This window comes from Pseudonocardia sp. P-1 (assembly GCF_058111925.1).
The window spans coordinates 1,580,658-1,597,475 of the sequence record NZ_CM176614.1; the positions used below are offsets into that span (position 1 = coordinate 1,580,658).

Annotated in this window: 18 protein-coding genes; 8 read left to right on the forward strand and 10 right to left on the reverse strand. The window is 73.8% G+C overall.

The window, feature by feature from the left end; all coding sequences use genetic code 11:
- The first annotated feature begins 93 nt into the window (after positions 1-93).
- Genes AC0GKK_RS07585 through AC0GKK_RS07615 form a run of 7 tightly spaced genes read left to right on the forward strand, consistent with a single transcriptional unit; the run spans position 94 to position 6,883 of the window.
- On the forward strand, positions 94-822 hold the full coding sequence (locus AC0GKK_RS07585) for an alpha/beta hydrolase (protein WP_405418581.1): 729 nt from the start codon (positions 94-96) through the stop codon (positions 820-822).
- Positions 819-2,126, forward strand: coding sequence for an NAD(P)/FAD-dependent oxidoreductase (locus tag AC0GKK_RS07590; protein WP_489883480.1), 1,308 nt, complete (start codon positions 819-821; stop codon positions 2,124-2,126). The genes AC0GKK_RS07585 and AC0GKK_RS07590 overlap by 4 nt, the downstream gene beginning before the upstream one ends.
- Complete coding sequence (locus AC0GKK_RS07595; protein ID WP_208822470.1) at positions 2,123-2,899, forward strand: DUF1365 domain-containing protein; 777 nt, start codon at positions 2,123-2,125, stop codon at positions 2,897-2,899. The genes AC0GKK_RS07590 and AC0GKK_RS07595 overlap by 4 nt, the downstream gene beginning before the upstream one ends.
- A complete protein-coding gene (locus AC0GKK_RS07600; RefSeq protein ID WP_489883481.1) occupies positions 2,896-4,203 on the forward strand; it encodes a class I SAM-dependent methyltransferase in 1,308 nt (435 codons plus the stop codon). The genes AC0GKK_RS07595 and AC0GKK_RS07600 overlap by 4 nt, the downstream gene beginning before the upstream one ends.
- A gap of 12 nt (positions 4,204-4,215) precedes the next feature.
- Positions 4,216-5,580, forward strand: a complete 1,365-nt coding sequence (locus tag AC0GKK_RS07605; RefSeq protein ID WP_489883482.1) for a class I SAM-dependent methyltransferase — start codon at positions 4,216-4,218, stop codon at positions 5,578-5,580.
- Positions 5,577-6,386: a DUF1295 domain-containing protein gene (locus AC0GKK_RS07610; protein ID WP_405418587.1), complete on the forward strand. Its 810-nt coding sequence runs from the start codon at positions 5,577-5,579 to the stop codon at positions 6,384-6,386. The genes AC0GKK_RS07605 and AC0GKK_RS07610 overlap by 4 nt, the downstream gene beginning before the upstream one ends.
- A gap of 32 nt (positions 6,387-6,418) precedes the next feature.
- Entirely contained in the window at positions 6,419-6,883 is a 465-nt protein-coding gene (locus AC0GKK_RS07615) for a peroxiredoxin (protein WP_178376828.1), read from the forward strand.
- Between the two features lie 24 nt (positions 6,884-6,907).
- On the opposite strand, the gene map is transcribed toward AC0GKK_RS07615, so the two are convergent.
- From map to dxr, 10 genes are all read right to left on the reverse strand, one after another.
- Positions 6,908-7,765 (reverse strand): type I methionyl aminopeptidase, encoded by an 858-nt coding sequence (map, locus tag AC0GKK_RS07620; protein WP_073578284.1) that lies wholly within the window; start codon positions 7,763-7,765, stop codon positions 6,908-6,910.
- 25 nt (positions 7,766-7,790) lie between these two features.
- Positions 7,791-8,174, reverse strand: coding sequence for a DUF3054 domain-containing protein (locus AC0GKK_RS07625; protein ID WP_224403194.1), 384 nt, complete (start codon positions 8,172-8,174; stop codon positions 7,791-7,793).
- A gap of 57 nt (positions 8,175-8,231) precedes the next feature.
- Complete coding sequence (locus AC0GKK_RS07630; protein ID WP_489883483.1) at positions 8,232-10,064, reverse strand: penicillin-binding transpeptidase domain-containing protein; 1,833 nt, start codon at positions 10,062-10,064, stop codon at positions 8,232-8,234.
- A 52-nt stretch (positions 10,065-10,116) separates the two neighbouring features.
- Complete coding sequence (locus tag AC0GKK_RS07635) at positions 10,117-10,563, reverse strand: MarR family winged helix-turn-helix transcriptional regulator (protein ID WP_345642839.1); 447 nt, start codon at positions 10,561-10,563, stop codon at positions 10,117-10,119.
- Positions 10,564-10,602: 39 nt separating this feature from the next.
- The gene (locus AC0GKK_RS07640; protein ID WP_251784820.1) at positions 10,603-11,313 is read right to left on the reverse strand and encodes a CPBP family intramembrane glutamic endopeptidase; all 711 of its coding nucleotides are present in this window, start codon (positions 11,311-11,313) and stop codon (positions 10,603-10,605) included.
- A gap of 101 nt (positions 11,314-11,414) precedes the next feature.
- The gene (locus AC0GKK_RS07645) at positions 11,415-12,248 is read right to left on the reverse strand and encodes a GNAT family N-acetyltransferase (RefSeq protein WP_251784821.1); all 834 of its coding nucleotides are present in this window, start codon (positions 12,246-12,248) and stop codon (positions 11,415-11,417) included.
- Between the two features lie 45 nt (positions 12,249-12,293).
- Positions 12,294-13,451 (reverse strand): flavodoxin-dependent (E)-4-hydroxy-3-methylbut-2-enyl-diphosphate synthase, encoded by a 1,158-nt coding sequence (gene ispG / locus AC0GKK_RS07650; RefSeq protein WP_174565920.1) that lies wholly within the window; start codon positions 13,449-13,451, stop codon positions 12,294-12,296.
- A 55-nt stretch (positions 13,452-13,506) separates the two neighbouring features.
- Complete coding sequence (locus AC0GKK_RS07655; RefSeq protein WP_489883484.1) at positions 13,507-13,998, reverse strand: phosphatase domain-containing protein; 492 nt, start codon at positions 13,996-13,998, stop codon at positions 13,507-13,509.
- On the reverse strand, positions 13,995-15,314 hold the full coding sequence (locus tag AC0GKK_RS07660) for a M50 family metallopeptidase (RefSeq protein ID WP_345642852.1): 1,320 nt from the start codon (positions 15,312-15,314) through the stop codon (positions 13,995-13,997). Before AC0GKK_RS07660 ends, AC0GKK_RS07655 begins: the two co-directional genes overlap by 4 nt.
- Positions 15,311-16,456, reverse strand: a complete 1,146-nt coding sequence (dxr, locus tag AC0GKK_RS07665) for a 1-deoxy-D-xylulose-5-phosphate reductoisomerase (protein ID WP_489883485.1) — start codon at positions 16,454-16,456, stop codon at positions 15,311-15,313. The genes AC0GKK_RS07660 and dxr overlap by 4 nt, the downstream gene beginning before the upstream one ends.
- Before the next feature lie 73 nt (positions 16,457-16,529).
- On the opposite strand from dxr, the gene AC0GKK_RS07670 reads away from it, so the two are divergent.
- Positions 16,530-16,817, forward strand: coding sequence for a DUF2631 domain-containing protein (locus tag AC0GKK_RS07670; RefSeq protein WP_168172194.1), 288 nt, complete (start codon positions 16,530-16,532; stop codon positions 16,815-16,817).
- Position 16,818 lies beyond the last annotated feature (1 nt).

The following is a 16,818-nucleotide window of genomic DNA, read 5'->3' on the forward strand; positions in this document are numbered from 1 at the left end:
GGTCCCACCGACCGGCCACCACCGGGCCGCCGGACGAACACGCGCCGAGACCGTCCCGGTGCCCCGTGCACCCCGTCCCCTGCGAGGCGCCCCGTGCCCGATCCGAGTCCGTGGCTGGAGAACGCCGGCGACCGACACCCCGAACCGGCCGGTGTCGTGCTCGTCGCCCACGGCGGGAAGTCGCACTCCACGGCGCCCGCCCGGCGCGGGCTGGCCCTGCTGCGCATGCTGCCGTTCGCGCACTCCCTGGAGCGCGGCGGGCGCGCCCACCGGACCGGGACGGGCTCGGGCGTCGCGGTGCACCTGCTGCGCTACCGGGTGCGGGGCTGGAACGGCCCGGCCATGGACGCCTACCGCGACGCCGAGTGGGCCGTCCACGAGCTCGCGCGCCGCTACCCGGGCCGCCCGGTCGTGCTCGTCGGGCACTCGATGGGTGCCCGCGCGGTGCTGCGGGCGGCGGGCGCACCCGGCGTCGTCGCGGTGTGCGGGCTCGCCCCCTGGCTGGAGGGCTCCGACCCGGTCGACCAGCTCGCCGGGCGGTCGGTGCTGATCGCGCACGGCGACCGGGAGCGGATGACCGACCCCGCGGCGTCCTACGCCTACGCCCTGCGCGCCCGGTCGGTGACCGACCGGGTCGCCCGCTTCGACGTGCTCGGCGACGGCCACGCCATGCTCCGCCGCGCCGGTGACTGGACCGCCCTGGTGCGACGTTTCGCACTCGGCGAGCTCGGGGCCGAACCCCGTGACCCGGTCATCGCGAACGCCATGGCGGAACCCGCCCCGGCCGGGCTGCGGGTCGCCCTCGAAGGAGTTGACAGGTGAGTGCACCGCAGGCGCGTCCGACCGTCGCCGTGGTCGGCAGCGGGGTGTCCGGTCTGACGGCCGCCTACCTGCTGTCCCGCAGCCACGACGTGACGCTGTACGAGGCCGACGCCCGCCCGGGCGGGCACGCCCACACCCACGAGCTGGCGTCCTCGGACGGCGGGACCACCCACGTCGACTCCGGGTTCATCGTCCACAACGACCGCACCTACCCGAACCTGCTGCGCCTGTTCGGCGAGCTGGGGGTGGCCACCCAGGACTCCGACATGTCGATGTCGGTGCGCTGCGACGGCTGCGGGCTGGAGTACGCCGGTGCCCGCAAGCTGGGTGGTCTGTTCCCGCAGGCCTCCAACGTGGCCCGGCCGGCCTACCTGCGGATGCTCGGCGAGGTCGTGCGGTTCCACCGGCACGCACGCCGGGTCCTGGCCGAGGAGTCCGCCGGCGATGTGACGCTCGGGGCGTTCCTCGCGATCGGCGGCTACTCCCGCTACTTCGTGCAGCACTTCATGATCCCGGTGGTGTCCTGCGTGTGGTCGGCGGGCGCGGCGCTCTCGCTGGACTACCCGGCGCGCTACCTGTTCACCTTCCTCGACCACCACGGCATGCTCGGGATCGGCGGCTCCCCGCAGTGGCGGACCGTCACCGGCGGGTCCCGCTCCTACGTGGACCGTGTCGTCAAGCAGCTCCCGGCGGTGCGCACCGCGACGCCGGTCCGCTCGGTCCTGCGCTCGACCGCGGGCGTCGAGGTCCGCGACGACGCCGACACCGTCGCCGCGTTCGACCACGTCGTGCTCGCGACCCACCCCGATCAGGCGCTGGCGGTCCTCGGCGACGGCGCCACCGCCGACGAGCGGGCCGTGCTGGGGGCGTTCACCTACTCCCGCAACGAGACCTGGCTGCACCACGACACCTCGCTGCTGCCGCGCCGGTCCGGCGCCCGGGCGTCCTGGAACTACCTCAAGCCCGCCTGTGCGGACGCCACGGGCGGGCCAGGCGGATCCGACGGCACCGCGGCCCCGGTCCTGGTCAGCTACGACATGAACCGGCTGATGCGCCTCACCGACCCCGACGACTGGGTGGTCACGCTGAACGGCGCCGGGCGGATCGACCCGGACGCCGTCGTCGCGCGGATGACCTACGAGCACCCGGTGTACACGCCGGAATCGGTGGCCGCCCAGCGCCGCCTGCCGGAGCTGGACACCCCGGTCACCGCCTACGCCGGTGCCTACCACGGCTGGGGCTTCCACGAGGACGGCTGCGCCTCGGGCGTGCGCGCCGCCCGCGCGCTCGGGGTGAGCTGGTGAGCACCCCGGCGCTCTACGACGCCGAGGTCCGTCACGCCCGCCGGCGCGACCTGGAGACGGCGTTCTCGCATTCGATCTACTACTGGCTCGTCGACCTGGACGCGCTGCCGCGGCTGCCGTTCTGGCTGCGCCCGTTCGCCCGCTTCGACGCCCGCGACCACCTCGGGGACCCGGAGCGCGGGATCCGGGAGAACGTCGACACCTACCTGGCCGCGCACGGCATCGACCTGGCCGGGGGCCGGGTCCTGATGCTCGCCCACGCCCGGGTGCTCGGCTACGTGTTCAACCCGATCTCGGTGTTCTGGTGCCACCGCGCCGACGGCACGCTCGCCTGCGTGGTCGCGGAGGTGCACAACACCTACGGCGAGCGGCACTGCTACCTGCTGCACCCGGACCCGTCGGGGCGGGCGGGCGTGGACAAGGAGTTCTACGTCTCGCCGTTCCTCACGGTCGACGGCCACTACACGATGCGCCTGCCCGAGCCCGACGACCGGCTCGGCATCGCGATCACGCTGCACCAGGACGGTGCGCCCGCGTTCGTCGCCACCCTGGCCGGGATCCGCAGGCCCGCGACCACCCGGCAGGTGGCGCGCACGGTGCTGCGCCGCCCGCTGGTCACCCAGCGGACCGCGGCGCTGATCCGGCGCCACGGCATCGCGCTGTGGACGAAGCTGCCGGTCGTGCCGAAACCGGCCCGGCCACCACAGAACCGCGCGGGCCTCCCCGACGAACACTCCACACAGGATCAGCACCAGGAAGGGGTCACGCGATGACCATGCAGCACGACGGGATCGCCGTGCCCACCCCCGGTGGCGTGCGCGGCGCCCGGCCCCGTAGGCACGCCGTGCCCCGCCCCAACGAGGGTGTGTGGCCCGGTCTGGCGACACCGCCCGTGGCTCCGGCCAAGGCCCGGATCGCGGAGTCGCTGTTCCGCAACGCGGTCCGGTCGCTGCCGGTGCGGGTGGTGTTCCCCGGCGGGGAGCGGCTCGGTGCGGGCGGCCCGACCTCGCCCGTCATGCGCATCGAGCGCCCGTCGGCGTTCTTCCACCGGCTCGGCGCGAACTCCAAGATCGGGTTCGGCGAGTCGTACATGGTCGGCGACTGGACGACCACCGACCTGCCCGGGCTGCTCACCCCGTTCGCCGCCCGGCTGTCGACGCTGGTGCCGCCCGCCCTGCAGCGGCTGGGCCGCCGGTTCGCCGAGGCCCGCCGGCCCACCGCCGAGGTCAACTCGGTCGAGGGGTCGCGGGAGAACATCCACCGCCACTACGACCTGTCCAACGAGCTGTTCGCGCTGTTCCTCGACGACACCATGTCCTACTCCGCCGGCTGGTTCGCCGACGGTTCCGACGACCTCGTCCTCGCCCAGGAACGCAAGATCGACGGCATCCTGGACATGGCGGGCGTCGAGGCCGGGATGCACGTGCTGGAGATCGGCACCGGCTGGGGCGGGCTCGCGACGCGGGCCGCGCAGCGCGGCGCCCGGGTCACCACGCTGACGATCTCGCAGGAGCAGAAGGCCCTCGCCGAGGCGCGGCTCGCCGAGGCGGGCGTGGCCGACCGGGTGCAGGTGCTGCTGCGCGACTACCGCGAGGCCCAGGGCTCCTACGACGCCGTCGTGTCGGTCGAGATGATCGAGGCCGTCGGCGTCGAGTACTGGCCGACGTACTTCGCCGCGCTGGACCGGCTGCTCAAGCCGGGCGGGCGGGTCGGCCTGCAGTCGATCACCATGCCGCACGACCGGATGATGGTCGCCCGCAACGACTACACCTGGATCCACAAGTACGTCTTCCCCGGCGGGATCATCCCGTCGGTCGAGGCCATCGAGGACAACCTCGCCCGGCACACCGGCGGGCTGCGCGTCGCCGAGCGCCGGAGCCTGGGCTACGACTACGCCCGCACCCTGGGCCACTGGCGCACCCGCTTCCTCGCGCGGTGGGACGAGGTCGAGGCGCTCGGCTTCGACGAGACGTTCCGGCGGATGTGGGAGTTCTACCTCGGCTACTGCGAGGCCGGGTTCCGCGTCGGCTACCTCGACGTCGTCCAGTTCTCGCTGCAGCGCCGCCCGTCCTTCTGAGAGGTGCCCCCCATGACCACCACCCCCGCGGAGCGCCTCACCTCGCTCCTGGAGGACGTCCTCGGCGCCCCGCTCCCGGTGCGGCTGCGCGCCTGGGACGGCAGCGAGGCAGGCCGCACCGGCACCCCCGACGACCCGAACCCACCGACGGTGATCGTGAACCGCCGCCGGGCCCTGCGCCGGCTGCTGTGGGCGCCGGGCGAGCTCGGCCTGGCCCGCGCGTTCGTCTCCGGCGACCTGTCCGTCGACGGGGACATCGCCGACGGGCTGTCCCGGTTCTGGGCGCTCGCGAAGCCGGGGACCGGTTCGGCGACGCTCGACCTGCGTCAGAAGCTGGGTGCGCTGGGCACCGCGGCCCGGCTCGGCGCCGTCGGCCCCCCGCCGCGACCGCCGGCGTCGGAGGCCCGGCTGGGCGGGCGGCGGCACAGCCGTCGCCGCGACCGCGACGCGATCAGCCACCACTACGACCTGTCGAACGAGTTCTACGCCTTCCTGCTCGATCCGCAGATGGCGTACTCGTGCGGCTACTGGACCCGCGACGAGGGGCCCGGCTACACCCTGGTCGACGCCCAGCGCGACAAGCTGGACCTGATCTGCCGCAAGCTCGGCCTGGCGCCGGGGATGCGGCTGCTCGACGTCGGCTGCGGGTGGGCCTCGCTGCTCGTGCACGCGGCCGAGCACTACGGCGTGCACGCCACCGGCGTGACCCTGTCCGCCCAGCAGCGCGACTACGGCGTCGAGCGCGTCCGCCGGGCGGGGCTGTCCGAGCGGGTGGAGATCCGGCTGCAGGACTACCGCGAGATCTCCGAGCAGCCCTTCGACGCCGTGTCCTCCATCGAGATGGGCGAGCACGTCGGGCAGGAGAACTACGGCGTCTACGCCGCACAGCTGCACCGCATGCTGCGCCCGCACGGACGCCTGCTGCTGCAGCAGATGTCGCGCGGGTCGGTCGGGGCGAACACCGCACCGGGCGGCGGCGCGTTCATGGAGGCCTACGTCGCGCCGGACATGTACATGCGCCCGCTCGGTGAGACCCTCGGGTTCCTGGAGCAGGCCGGGCACGAGATCGTCGACGTGCACTCGCTGCGCGAGCACTACGTGTGGACGGTCCGGCCCTGGCTGGAGACGCTGCAGGCGCACCGCGACACCGCGGTCCGGATGATCGGCGAGGAGCAGTGGCGGATCTGGCTGCTGTACCTGGCCGGCGCCGCGCTGGCGTTCGAGGAGAACCGGATGGGCGTGCACCAGATCCTCACCGTCCGCCCCGGTGCCGACGGCACCTCCGGGCTCCCGCGCAGCCGCACCGGGATCCTGGGGCTCGACCCGGCCGTCGGGTCCGCCCCGGCGGGCGCGCCGTCGCCGGCCGCGACAGCATGACCGGGGTGAACCCGTTCCCCTGGGCGGCGTGGGCCGTCAACCTCGGCGTCACCGCCGTCGCCGTCGCCGTGCTCATGGCCCTCGCGTACGCGATCGGCGTGCGGCGCGGCCGGCACGACGGCGTCGACGTCGTCTGGGGGCTCGGGTTCGTGTGGGTCGCGTTCGTCACCGCGGTGACCGCGACGGCCCTCGACCCGACCGGCGACGGCTGGCGGCGCGCCCTGGTGGTCGTGCTCGTCGCGGTGTGGGGCGGGCGGCTGGCCCGCCACATCGCGCGGCGCAACCACGGGAAGCCCGAGGACCGGCGCTACGTCGACCTGCGCGAGCGCGGCTCGATCGGCCGGCGCGTCTACCTCACCCAGGGCGCGGTGATGTGGGTCGTCTCGCTCCCCGTGCAGGTCGCCCAGTACGGCACCGCGGCCGCCGGATGGCTGGTCGCCGTCACCGTGCTCGGCGTGCTCGTCTGGGCGGTCGGGTTCACCTTCGAGTCCGTCGGCGACGCCCAGCTCGCCCGGTTCACCGCCGACCCCGCGAACCGCGGCGAGGTGATGGACCGCGGGCTGTGGCGGTTCACCCGCCACCCCAACTACTTCGGCGACGCCTGCGTCTGGTGGGGCCTGGGCATCCTCGCCCTGCACCACCCGGCCGGGCTGATCGGCCTCGTCGGGGTCGCTGTGATCACGGCGAACCTGATGAAGGGCACCGGCGCGGCGCTGCTGGAACGCGACATCGCCGACCGGCGCCCCGGCTACGCCGACTACGTCCGCCGCACCAGCGGGTTCCTCCCGCTGCCCCCACGTTCCTGACCCACCCCGCACCCGCGACCCGAGGAGACACCATGGCCGTCGGCGACACCGCCACCGACTTCGAGCTGCCCGACGAGGCCGGCGCACCGCGCCGGCTGTCCGACCTGCTGGCGGCCGGGCCCGTCGTCCTGTTCTTCTACCCGGCCGCGATGACCGGTGGCTGCACGGCCGAGGCCTGCCACTTCCGGGACCTCGCGGCCGAGTTCGCCGAGGTCGGCGCGCAGCCGGTCGGGATCTCCTCGGACCGGCCGGACAAGCAGAACATGTTCGCCGCCGCGAACGGCTTCGGGTTCCCGCTGCTGTCCGACGCCGACCACGCCGTCGCGAAGTCCTTCGGCGCCTACCGCGCCTGGCTCCCGGGGAACTTCCACACCCGCCGCAAGACGTTCGTGATCGGCCCGGACCGCGCGGTCCTCGCCGAGATCGGGTCCGAGACCGACATGAACAAGCACGCCGACGAGGCGCTGGCCCTGCTGCGCGAGCGCGCCGCCGCCTGACCGCACACGCCGGGCGGCCCCGCCTCAGGGCAGGGTCAGGATCTCCGCGCCGTCGTCGGTCACCACGATGGTGTGCTCGAACTGCGCGACCCACGACTTGTCCTTGGTGACGACGGTCCAGTCGTCGTCCCAGGTGTCGTAGTCGATGCCGCCGAGGGTGATCATCGGCTCGATGGTGAAGGTCATCCCCGGCTCGAGGACGGTGTGCACGTCGGGCTGGTCGTAGTGCAGCACGACCAGCCCGGAGTGGAACTCGTGGGCGATGCCGTGGCCGGTGAAGTCGCGGACCACGCCGTAGCCGAAGCGCTTGGCGTAGGACTCGATGACCCGGCCGACGACGTTCAGCTCACGCCCGGGGCGGACGGCCTTGATGGCGCGCATGGTGGCCTCGCGGGTGCGCTCGACGAGCAGCCGCGCCTCCTCCGACACGTCACCGGCGAGGAAGGTCGCGTTGGTGTCGCCGTGCACCCCGCCGACGAACGCGGTGACGTCGACGTTGAGCACGTCGCCGTCGTCGATGACGGTCGTGTCCGGGATGCCGTGGCAGATGACCTCGTTGAGGCTGGTGCAGCAGGACTTGGGGAAGCCGCGGTAGCCCAGCGTCGAGGGGTACGCATCGTGGTCGACGAGGAACTCGTGGACCACGCGGTCGATCTCGTCGGTGGTGATGCCGGGGCGGACGGTCTCCCCCGCGAGCTGCAGCGCCTGGGCCGCGATCTTCCCGGCGTGGCGCATCAGCTCGATCGTCTCGGGCGTCTGGATGTCGCCGCGGCGGCTGCGTGCCGGGGCCGGCTTGCCGACGTACTCCGGACGCGGGATGTGCGACGGCACCTCGCGACTTGGGGTCGGCGTACCGGGGACGAGCAGCGTGCGGGTCGACATGACCCCCATCGTACGTCCGGGGCCCTCAGCGGGTCGGGGTGCGCGGGGCCCGCATCCGCGCGACCGCGGCGGAGATCCCCCGCCAGCCCAGCAGCAGCACCGCCAGCGAGATCGTCGCGACGACCGCGAACGACAGCGGCAGCCGCCCCAGGAACCCCAGCCGCAGCACGAGCCCGACGACCACGGCCCCGGCGAGCACGACCGCCCCGGCGCGCAGCGACGCCGGCGCCGACCGCACCCACGGCGTCGCCCAGGCCGCCGCGACCCCCAGCGCGAACGGCAGCGCGGTGCCGAGCAGGCCGAGCACGCTGTCGGCCTCGGCGTGGCTCAGCCTCCCGATGGCGGCGAACACCACGACGGCGACGAGGTCGGCCACGAACGCCAGGGCGGGGATCCGGCTGGGGTGCACGACGACCAGGGTAGGGCGCCCGGCACGACGCCGTCCCGCCGCCGCCCGGCCGGTCGCTCAGCGCGGGACGCCCGCCAGGAAGCGCGCCGTCATCTGCACCGCGGGCCCGGACGACCCGCCGTCGACGATGAGGGTGGCGAAGGCCAGGTCACCGCGGTAACCGGTGAACCAGCCGTGCGAGCGGTTGCCGCCGTCGGGGCCCGCGTACTCGGCGGTGCCGGTCTTGCCGTACACCTCGCCCTGCCCGGCGGCGGCCCGCGCCGTCCCGGAGGTGACGACGGCGCGCATCATCGGGCGCAGCTGGTCGAGCACCGCGCGGTCCGGGGTGCCCGGCGCGACGGCGGCCTCGGTCGTCGCCCCGCGGATCAGCGACGGCGTGACGGGCGCGCCGTGCTGGACCGTCGCCGACACCAGCGCCATGCCGAACGGGGAGGCGAGGACGTCGCCCTGTCCGAAGCCGTCGCTGGCCCGCTGCAGGTCGTCGGTCGCGGGCGAGACGGTACCGGTGATCGTCGTCATCCCGGGGATCTTCCAGTCCGCGCCGAAGCCGAGCGCCTTCCCGGCGTCCGGGAGGCCGCCGGCGGGCAGGCCGAGGGCGAGCCGGGAGAACGTGGTGTTGCAGGACTGCGCGAACGCCTCGGTCAGCGGCACGGTGCCGAGCACGAAGGAGTCCTCGTTGGGGATGGTGCGCCCGTCGATGACGGTGGTGCCGGGGCACTCGACCGGGGACTGCGGGGTGAGGTTCTCCGCCGGCATCGCCCCGTACGCGGTGACGATCTTGAAGGTGGAGCCGGGCGGGTAGCGGCCGGTCAGGGCCAGCGCGCCGTCGCGGTCGGCGGCCGCGTTCTGCGCCACCGCGAGCACCGCCCCGGTGGACGGCCGGATCGCGACGATCATGGCCTGCTTGGAGTCGGCGTCGACGGCGGCCTGCGCCGCGTCCTGCACGGTGCGGTCGAGCTCCAGGGTGACCGGCTTCCCCGGCCCGGCGGGCTGGCCGGCCACCGAGCGGACGGTCTCGCCGCGGGCGCCGACGACGTCGACCGACCAGCCGGGCGTCCCGCCGGCGGCCTTCTCGATGTCGGCGCGGGCGCCCTGCATCAGCTGCCCCGCGAAGCCCTGGTCGGGCGGCAGCAGCCGCGTCGAGGACACGAACCGGACGCCGGGCAGGTCGTAGATCCGGTCGCGGACCCGCTGGTAGTCGGGCTCCCGCAGCACGACGACGGTGTAGGCCTGTCCGTCCGGCACGGCGTTCGCGCCCGCGGTGATGCTCGACGCCGTGATCGCGGGGTCGATCGTGCCCAATGCGGAGCCGAGCCCACCCGCGGCCTGCCCGACCTGCGCCTTGTCCAGGGTGACGGTGACGACCGGGGTGGGCGCGAGCAGCGTGGCCCCGCCGGCGTCGAGGACGGGCGCCGGGGCGGCGGTCACGGTGCGGGTCACCGGGCGCTGGCCGTCGGTGAGCCCCGGCGCGAACGCCGCGGGCGACCAGTCGACCGCCCAGCCGGTGTCGTTGCCCGCGACGTCGTCGGCGGCGACGAGCGGCAGGTCCAGGGTGTAGTTCCAGGCCCGGCCCTGCCCCAGGTCCCAGGCGACCTCCACCGTCGACGTCGCGCGGTCGCCGTCGGTGCGGGTGCCGGTCACCCGGGCGGTCATGCCGGCCGGGGCGAGGTCGTCGCGGGACTTCTGCAGGTAGGCGCCCGCCGCCTCCGCGTCCGTGGTGTAGACGGCCGCACCCGGCGCGTCCCCCGCGGCCCAGGCCGTGACGTACCGCTCGGCGGTCGTCCCGGCACCTCCCCAGGGGCGCAGCAGCGCCACCACGACACCCACCGCGACGAGCACGACGATCGCGGCGGCCAGGACCAGGGGGCGCTTCCGCAGGGTGGCGATCACGATCAGCGAGTATGCCGCGCCCGGTGTGAGGCCCGGGTGTCCGGGCGCCCCGTCAGTCCTCCGCCGCGGCCAGCGTCTCGCGCACGGTCCGCAGCATCGCGGTCAGCTCGGCGGTCCGGTCCCGGTCGAGCCCGATGGCCTCCGGCGCGGTGAACTCCTGCACCAGCGGCCGGGCACGCTGCAGCGCGGCGCGGCCGTCGTCGGTGAGCTCCAGACCGGCGCGGCGCCCACGGCCGCCCGGCCCGTCGCGGCGGACGAGGCCACGGGCGACGAGGTCGGTGACCAGCTCCCCCACGCTCTGCGGGCGCAGCAGCACGATCCGGGCGAGCTCGGCCTGCGACGGCGGCGGCCCGCCCGTCCGTTCGCGGTCGGCGAGCTCGGCGAGCACGCCGAAGCCGGTCGCGGTCAGGCCGGCCCGGGCGAACACCCGCTGGAACCCCCGGGCGACGACGTGGGCCGTCCGGATGAGCTCCCAGAGCGGCACGTCCTCGTCGGGCACGGACCGGACGCTATCAGGCGCCTGGTAGCTGCCCGTCGCTCACAGCACCCCGGCGAACGCCAGCGCGACGACCTGGGCCATGGCGTTGTGCACCAGGTGCGTGACCACCCCCGGCCACACCGAGCCGCTGCGTCGTCGCAGCTCACCCGCGACCAGCCCGACGACCAGCGCCGTCAGGAACACCACGTTCAGCCCGTGCGCCAGCGCGAAGACCACGGCACTGCCCAGCACACCGACGACGGCGCCGTAGCGCAGCAGCGCCGAGGTCACCACCCCGCGGAACAACAGCTCCTCACCCAGCGGTGTCAGCACCGCGAGGAACAGCAGCGACAGCGCCACCGACCAGGCCCCGCCGCTGCCCGCGTCGGCGTAGGCGCCCTGGATGTTCTCCGGCTCGATCCCGAGCGCGACCATCCCGACCACCAGCAGCCGGCTGACGACGAACGCCAGGACCGCCCCGGCGGCGCCGAGCAGCAGCCAGCGCACGGACGTCGCCCGCACGCCGAACTCCGGCAGCGGGCGACGCCGGACCGCGACGGCCGCGGCGAACCCGGCGATGCCCGCGATCCCCGACAGCGCCGCGAGGAACAGGCCCCCGGCGAGCGGACCGGGGTCGAGGATCCGCAGCACCAGCGGTCCGCCCCCGTAGGCGACGGCGGCCAGCACGACCAGGCCGACGACGACCTCCACCCACCCCGGGCGCGGACCGGTCCCGGTGACGACCGGCGACGCGGAGCTGGAACGGGACACGACGACCTCCCTGCTCGTGGTGGCGCGGCGGATGTCCGCGGCCACGGCCGAGTCGACACCGTGCCGTTGCGGCACGGTCAAGCACCGCGACCCGATCGTGGTCAGAACAGGACGGTGGCGAACCGCGCGACCTGCACGAACCCGACCCGCTGGTACGCGGCCCGGGCCGGAGCGTTGAAGGCGTTGACGTACAGGCTGGCGCAGCGGCCCATCCCGGCGAGCGCGACCGCGACCGCCGACGTCCCGGCCGTGCCGAGCCCGTGCCCGCGCCAGGCCGGGTCCACCCAGACCCCCTGGATCTGGCCGACGGTGCGCGACAGGGCGCCGATCTCGGCCTTGAACACGACCTCACCGTCGTGGAACCGGGCGAACGCCCGCCCGGACGTGATCAGCTCGGCGACCCGGGCCCGGTAGCCCGCCCCGCCGTCGCCCTCCCGGGGGTCGACGCCGACCTCCTCGGTGAACATCGCGACGGCGGCCGGCAGGTAGCGGTCGAGCTCGGAGATCCGGACCGGACGCACCCGGGCGTCGGGCGCGATCATCGGCGGCCGTTCGAGGGTCATCAGCGGCTGGTCGGGCCGGATCTCGCGGGCCGGGCCCCAGCCCGGTGCGAGCTCCTCCCACAGCGGCAGGACGAGCTCGGCCCGCCCCACCAGCGACGAGCACACCCGTCCGGCCCGGCGGGCCCGGTCGGCGAAGGCACGCAGCGCCGCCCGGTCACCGCGCAGCGGCACCAGGTTCGCCCCGGAGAAGCACAGACCGTCCGCCGGGGCCCCGTGGGACCACAGCTCACCGCCCAGCCGCCACGGGTCGAGGCCGACCGCCTCGATACGGGAGGCGACCATGCACGCGGCGACCGGGTCGGCGTCGAGCACGTCGTGCACCCCGGAGCGGTGACGATCGTCGAGAAGCCGTGCTCCGGCCACCCTCAGCACGGGTTCATGATGCCACGTCGACGCCCGTCCGGTACCGGCACTCGCTCAGCCGACGGTCACCTGCGGTTCACCCGTCACACCGTCCACGCTCTCGCCCATCTCCTCGGCGAGCCGCATGGCCTCCTCGATCAGCGTCTCCACGATCTTGTGCTCGGGGACGGTCTTGATGACCTCGCCCTTGACGAAGATCTGGCCCTTGCCGTTGCCGGAGGCGACGCCCAGATCGGCCTCGCGCGCCTCACCGGGACCGTTGACGACGCAGCCCATGACGGCCACGCGCAGCGGGACCTCCATGCCGGTCAGACCGGCGGTGACCTCGTCGGCGAGGGTGTAGACGTCGACCTGGGCGCGACCGCAGGACGGGCAGGAGACGATCTCCAGCTTGCGCGGGCGCAGGTTCAGCGACTCCAGGATCTGCTGGCCGACCTTGATCTCCTCGACCGGCGGTGCGGACAGCGAGACCCGGATGGTGTCGCCGATGCCCTGGCGCAGCAGCGCCCCGAACGCGACGGCCGACTTGATCGTGCCCTGGAACGCGGGCCCGGCCTCGGTGACGCCCAGGTGCAGCGGGTAGTCGCACTGCTCGGCGAGCAGCTCGTAGGCCCGCACCATGACGACCGGGTCGTTGTGCTTGACCGAGATCTTGATGTCGTGGAAGTCGTGCTCGGCGAACAGGCCCGCCTCCCACATGGCCGACTCGGCGAGCGCCTCGGGCGTCGCCTTGCCGTACTTCTCCATCAGGCGCTTGTCGAGCGAGCCCGCGTTGACCCCGATCCGGATCGGCGTGCCGTGGTCCTTCGCGGCCTGCGCGATCTCCTTGACCTGGTCGTCGAACTTGCGGATGTTGCCCGGGTTCACCCGCACCGCGGCACAGCCGGCCTCGATCGCGGCGAACACGTACTTGGGCTGGAAGTGGATGTCGGCGATCACCGGGATCTGTGACTTCTGCGCGATCGCGGGCAGGGCCTCGGCGTCGTCGGCGGACGGGCAGGCGACGCGCACGATGTCGCAGCCGGCCGCGGTCAGCTCGGCGATCTGCTGGAGGGTCGCGTTGACGTCGGAGGTCAGGGTGGTCGTCATGGACTGGACGGAGATCGGGTGGTCGGATCCGACACCGACCGGGCCGACCTGCAGCTGCCGCGTCCTCCGGCGCGGGGCCAGGGTCGGCGCGGGCGCGGACGGCATACCCAGGGAGACGCTCACGACCTCCACTATCCCACCGCGCCGCGGGACCCGCCGTACCCGGTGAGCAGGGGCACTACGTGCGGCCCTGGTTCTCCTGCGCGTCCTGCAGCGTCGAGCTGTGCGGCAGCCAGGTCGCGAGCTCGACCGGCCACCCGTCGGCCTCCAGCACCCGGACGACGGCGGGGTCGTCGTCGAGGATCATCGCGATCTCCCGCTCGCGGGCGAGCAGCCGCAGGACCTCGCGCTTGACGTACCGGGCGGGGCGGTGATCGTCGTCGGGGCGCATGAACAGCGGCCCGGTGGGCAGGCCGAAGCCCCTCAGCCAGGTCTCGGTCAGCCTGCGGTTCCGCTCGGGGCGGCCGGTCAGGTAGACGACGTCGTGCTCGTCCTGGGCCGCGCGCAGCCGGTCCGCGCCCTCGTCGAGCAGGGGGTCGGCGTGCGCGGCGGCGAAGAACTTCTCCCACCGGTGCACGTCGAGGAAGTGCAGCCGGTGCGAGACGTCGGCGAGGACACCGTCGATGTCGAAGACCGCCAGCGGGCGTGCGCCCTCGGGTGCTGCGCTCACCCGAACAGCCGCACCGGGTTGACGATGTCGGCGATCGCGACCATGACCGAGAACCCCAGGAAGACGATCACGAAGACGTAGGCGACGGGCAGGAGCTTGGCCGCGTCGACCGGCCCGGGGTCGGGGCGCCCGAGCAGCTTCGCGGTGTTGCGCTTGATGGCCTCCCAGATCGCCGGGACGATCTGGCCGCCGTCCAGCGGCGGGACCGGGAGCAGGTTCAGCAGGAACAGCGACAGGTTCACCGCGGCCAGCATCATCAGGAACCGGCTGACATCGGCCTGCCACGGGACGTCCTGCTGGGCGAGGATCTCGCCGCCGATCCGCGAGACGCCGACGACGCCCATGGGGCTGTCCTGGCTCCGCTCCTCGCCGAGGAACGCGGCCCCGAACAGGGCCGGGATGCGGGCGGGGATCTGGGTGATCGCCTCCGCCGTGCGGACGACGCCGTTGCCGATCTGAGCGGCGACGTCACCCGGCCCGAGCTGCGTGTACTGCGTGTCGAGCGCAACACCGAGATAGCCCGCCGTCACCGTGGCGTAGGGGTCCGCAGAGCCCCGTGCCGGCAGGACGTTTGGGATGACGTCGACGGTCAGCGGGATCTGCCGGCCGGCCCGCTCCACGACGACCGGGGTGGGCCCCGACGACGCGCGGATCGCATCCTGGAGCGCGGTACCGTCGTCCGGCCCGAACTCCTGCCCACGGACCGACAGGATGCGGTCGTCGGGCTGGACCCCGGCCGCGAGCGCAGGGGCGAGCGGCGCTCCGGCCGGGCACTCCTGCGGGACACCGTCCTGGACCGCGACGGCCGGGAGCACGCACTTCTCGAGCGACTCGATCTGGGTGGTAGCGGTCGGTACGCCGATCCCCATCAGGACCAGGGAAAAAAGCACCACCGCCAGGATCAGGTTCATGAACGGCCCGGCGAACATGACGACGATCCGCTTCCACGGTGACCGCGTCCAGAACTGCCGGTCCGCGTCCTCCGGCCGCACGTCCATCTGCGACTGCGCCCTGGCGTCGTCCATCAGCCCCTGGAAGGGACCGGTGCGACGGTTGCGGCCCAGCGTCCCGCCCTTCGCGGGCGGCAGCATCCCGATCATCCGGACGTAGCCGCCCAGCGGGATCATCTTGATGCCGTACTCGGTCTCGCCACGACGCACCGACCAGAGGGTGCGGCCGAAGCCGACCATGAACTCCGGGACCTTGATCCCGAACCAGCGGGCCGTGGTGAAGTGCCCGAGCTCGTGCCAGGCGATCGACAGCAGCAGCCCGAAGAAGAAGATCGCGATACCGACGACCGTCCAGACGATGGTCACGTTCCCGCCTTCTCGCGCGCGTGGGCGCGGGCCCAGGTCTCGGCAGCCAGCACGTCGTCCACGGTAGCCGGGTCACCCGTCCAGGCGTCGGCCGCCTCCAGCACCCCGCCGAGGAGGTCGGTGACGTCGGTGTAGCCGATCGCCCCGGCGACGAACGCCTCGACGAGCTCCTCGTTGGCCGCGTTGAGCACCGCGGGCAGGCAGCCGCCCGTGGTCCCGGCGGCGCGCGCCAGCCGCACACCGGGGAACGCGTCGTCGTCGAGGGGCTCGAAGGTCCAGCTCTGCGCGGTGTCCCAGCGGCACGGCGCCGAGGCGCCGGCGATGCGGTCCGGCCAGCCGAGCGCCAGCGCGATCGGCAGCCGCATGTCCGGCGGCGACGCCTGCGCGATCGTCGAGCCGTCGGTGAAGGTGACCATCGAGTGCACGATCGACTGCGGGTGCACGGTGACGTCGATGCGGTCGTAGGGCACCCCGAACAACAGGTGCGCCTCGATCACCTCGAGGCCCTTGTTCACCAGCGTCGCCGAGTTGATGGTGATGACCGGGCCCATGTCCCAGGTCGGGTGCTTCAGGGCCTGCTCGACGGTCACGTCCCGCAGCGACGCGCGCGACCGGCCGCGGAACGGGCCGCCCGAGGCGGTGAGGACCAGCCGGTCGACCTCGGACTCCCGCCCGCCGCGCAGGCACTGCGCGAGCGCGGAGTGCTCGGAGTCGACCGGCACGATCTGCCCCGGCGCGGCCGCCGCCGACACCAGCGGACCACCCGCGACCAGCGACTCCTTGTTCGCCAGCGCGAGCCGGGCACCGGTGGCGAGCGCGGCCAGGGTCGGGCCGAGGCCGCGGGAGCCGGTGATGCCGTTCAGGACGATGTCGGCGCCGCACGCGGTGACCAGCTCGGTCGCGGCGTCCGGGCCGTCGAGCACCTCGACGCCGGGCAGCTCCTCCCGCATGCGCGTCGCCGCCGCGGCGGACGCGACCGCGACCCGCCCGACCCGGTGCGTGCGGACCTGGGACACCAGCAGGTCCACGTCCGATCCGCCCGCGGCCAGCCCGGACACCGTGAACCCGCCGGCGCGGGTGATCACGTCCAGGGCCTGGGTGCCGATCGACCCGGTGCTGCCCAACACGACGAGTGACTTCATCACCGCACATCATCCTCGGCCCGCGAGCTGTGCGACGATGACCCCGCACGGAGCCGGAGCAGGAGGACACACGGTGGCCAGCAAGGCAGTGGCGCACAGCGCAACGACCAGCAAGACCCGCGAGATCGCGGTCGCCTCCGGGGTCGACCCGGCCGACGAGCCGTCGGTCGACTGGGGCTGGCACCAGAACTTCCCCAAGGGTCTGCCGATCGCGGCCGCCGTCACCGGCATCGTGCTGCTGCTGTTCACCATCGGGCACCCGGTGAGCTGGACCGAGTTCCTGTTCTCGGCCGTGCCCGCTGCCGTCTGCCTGATCGGCGCGGTCGCGTACCCGGTCTACCGGCGGCGTCGCCGGCTCTGAG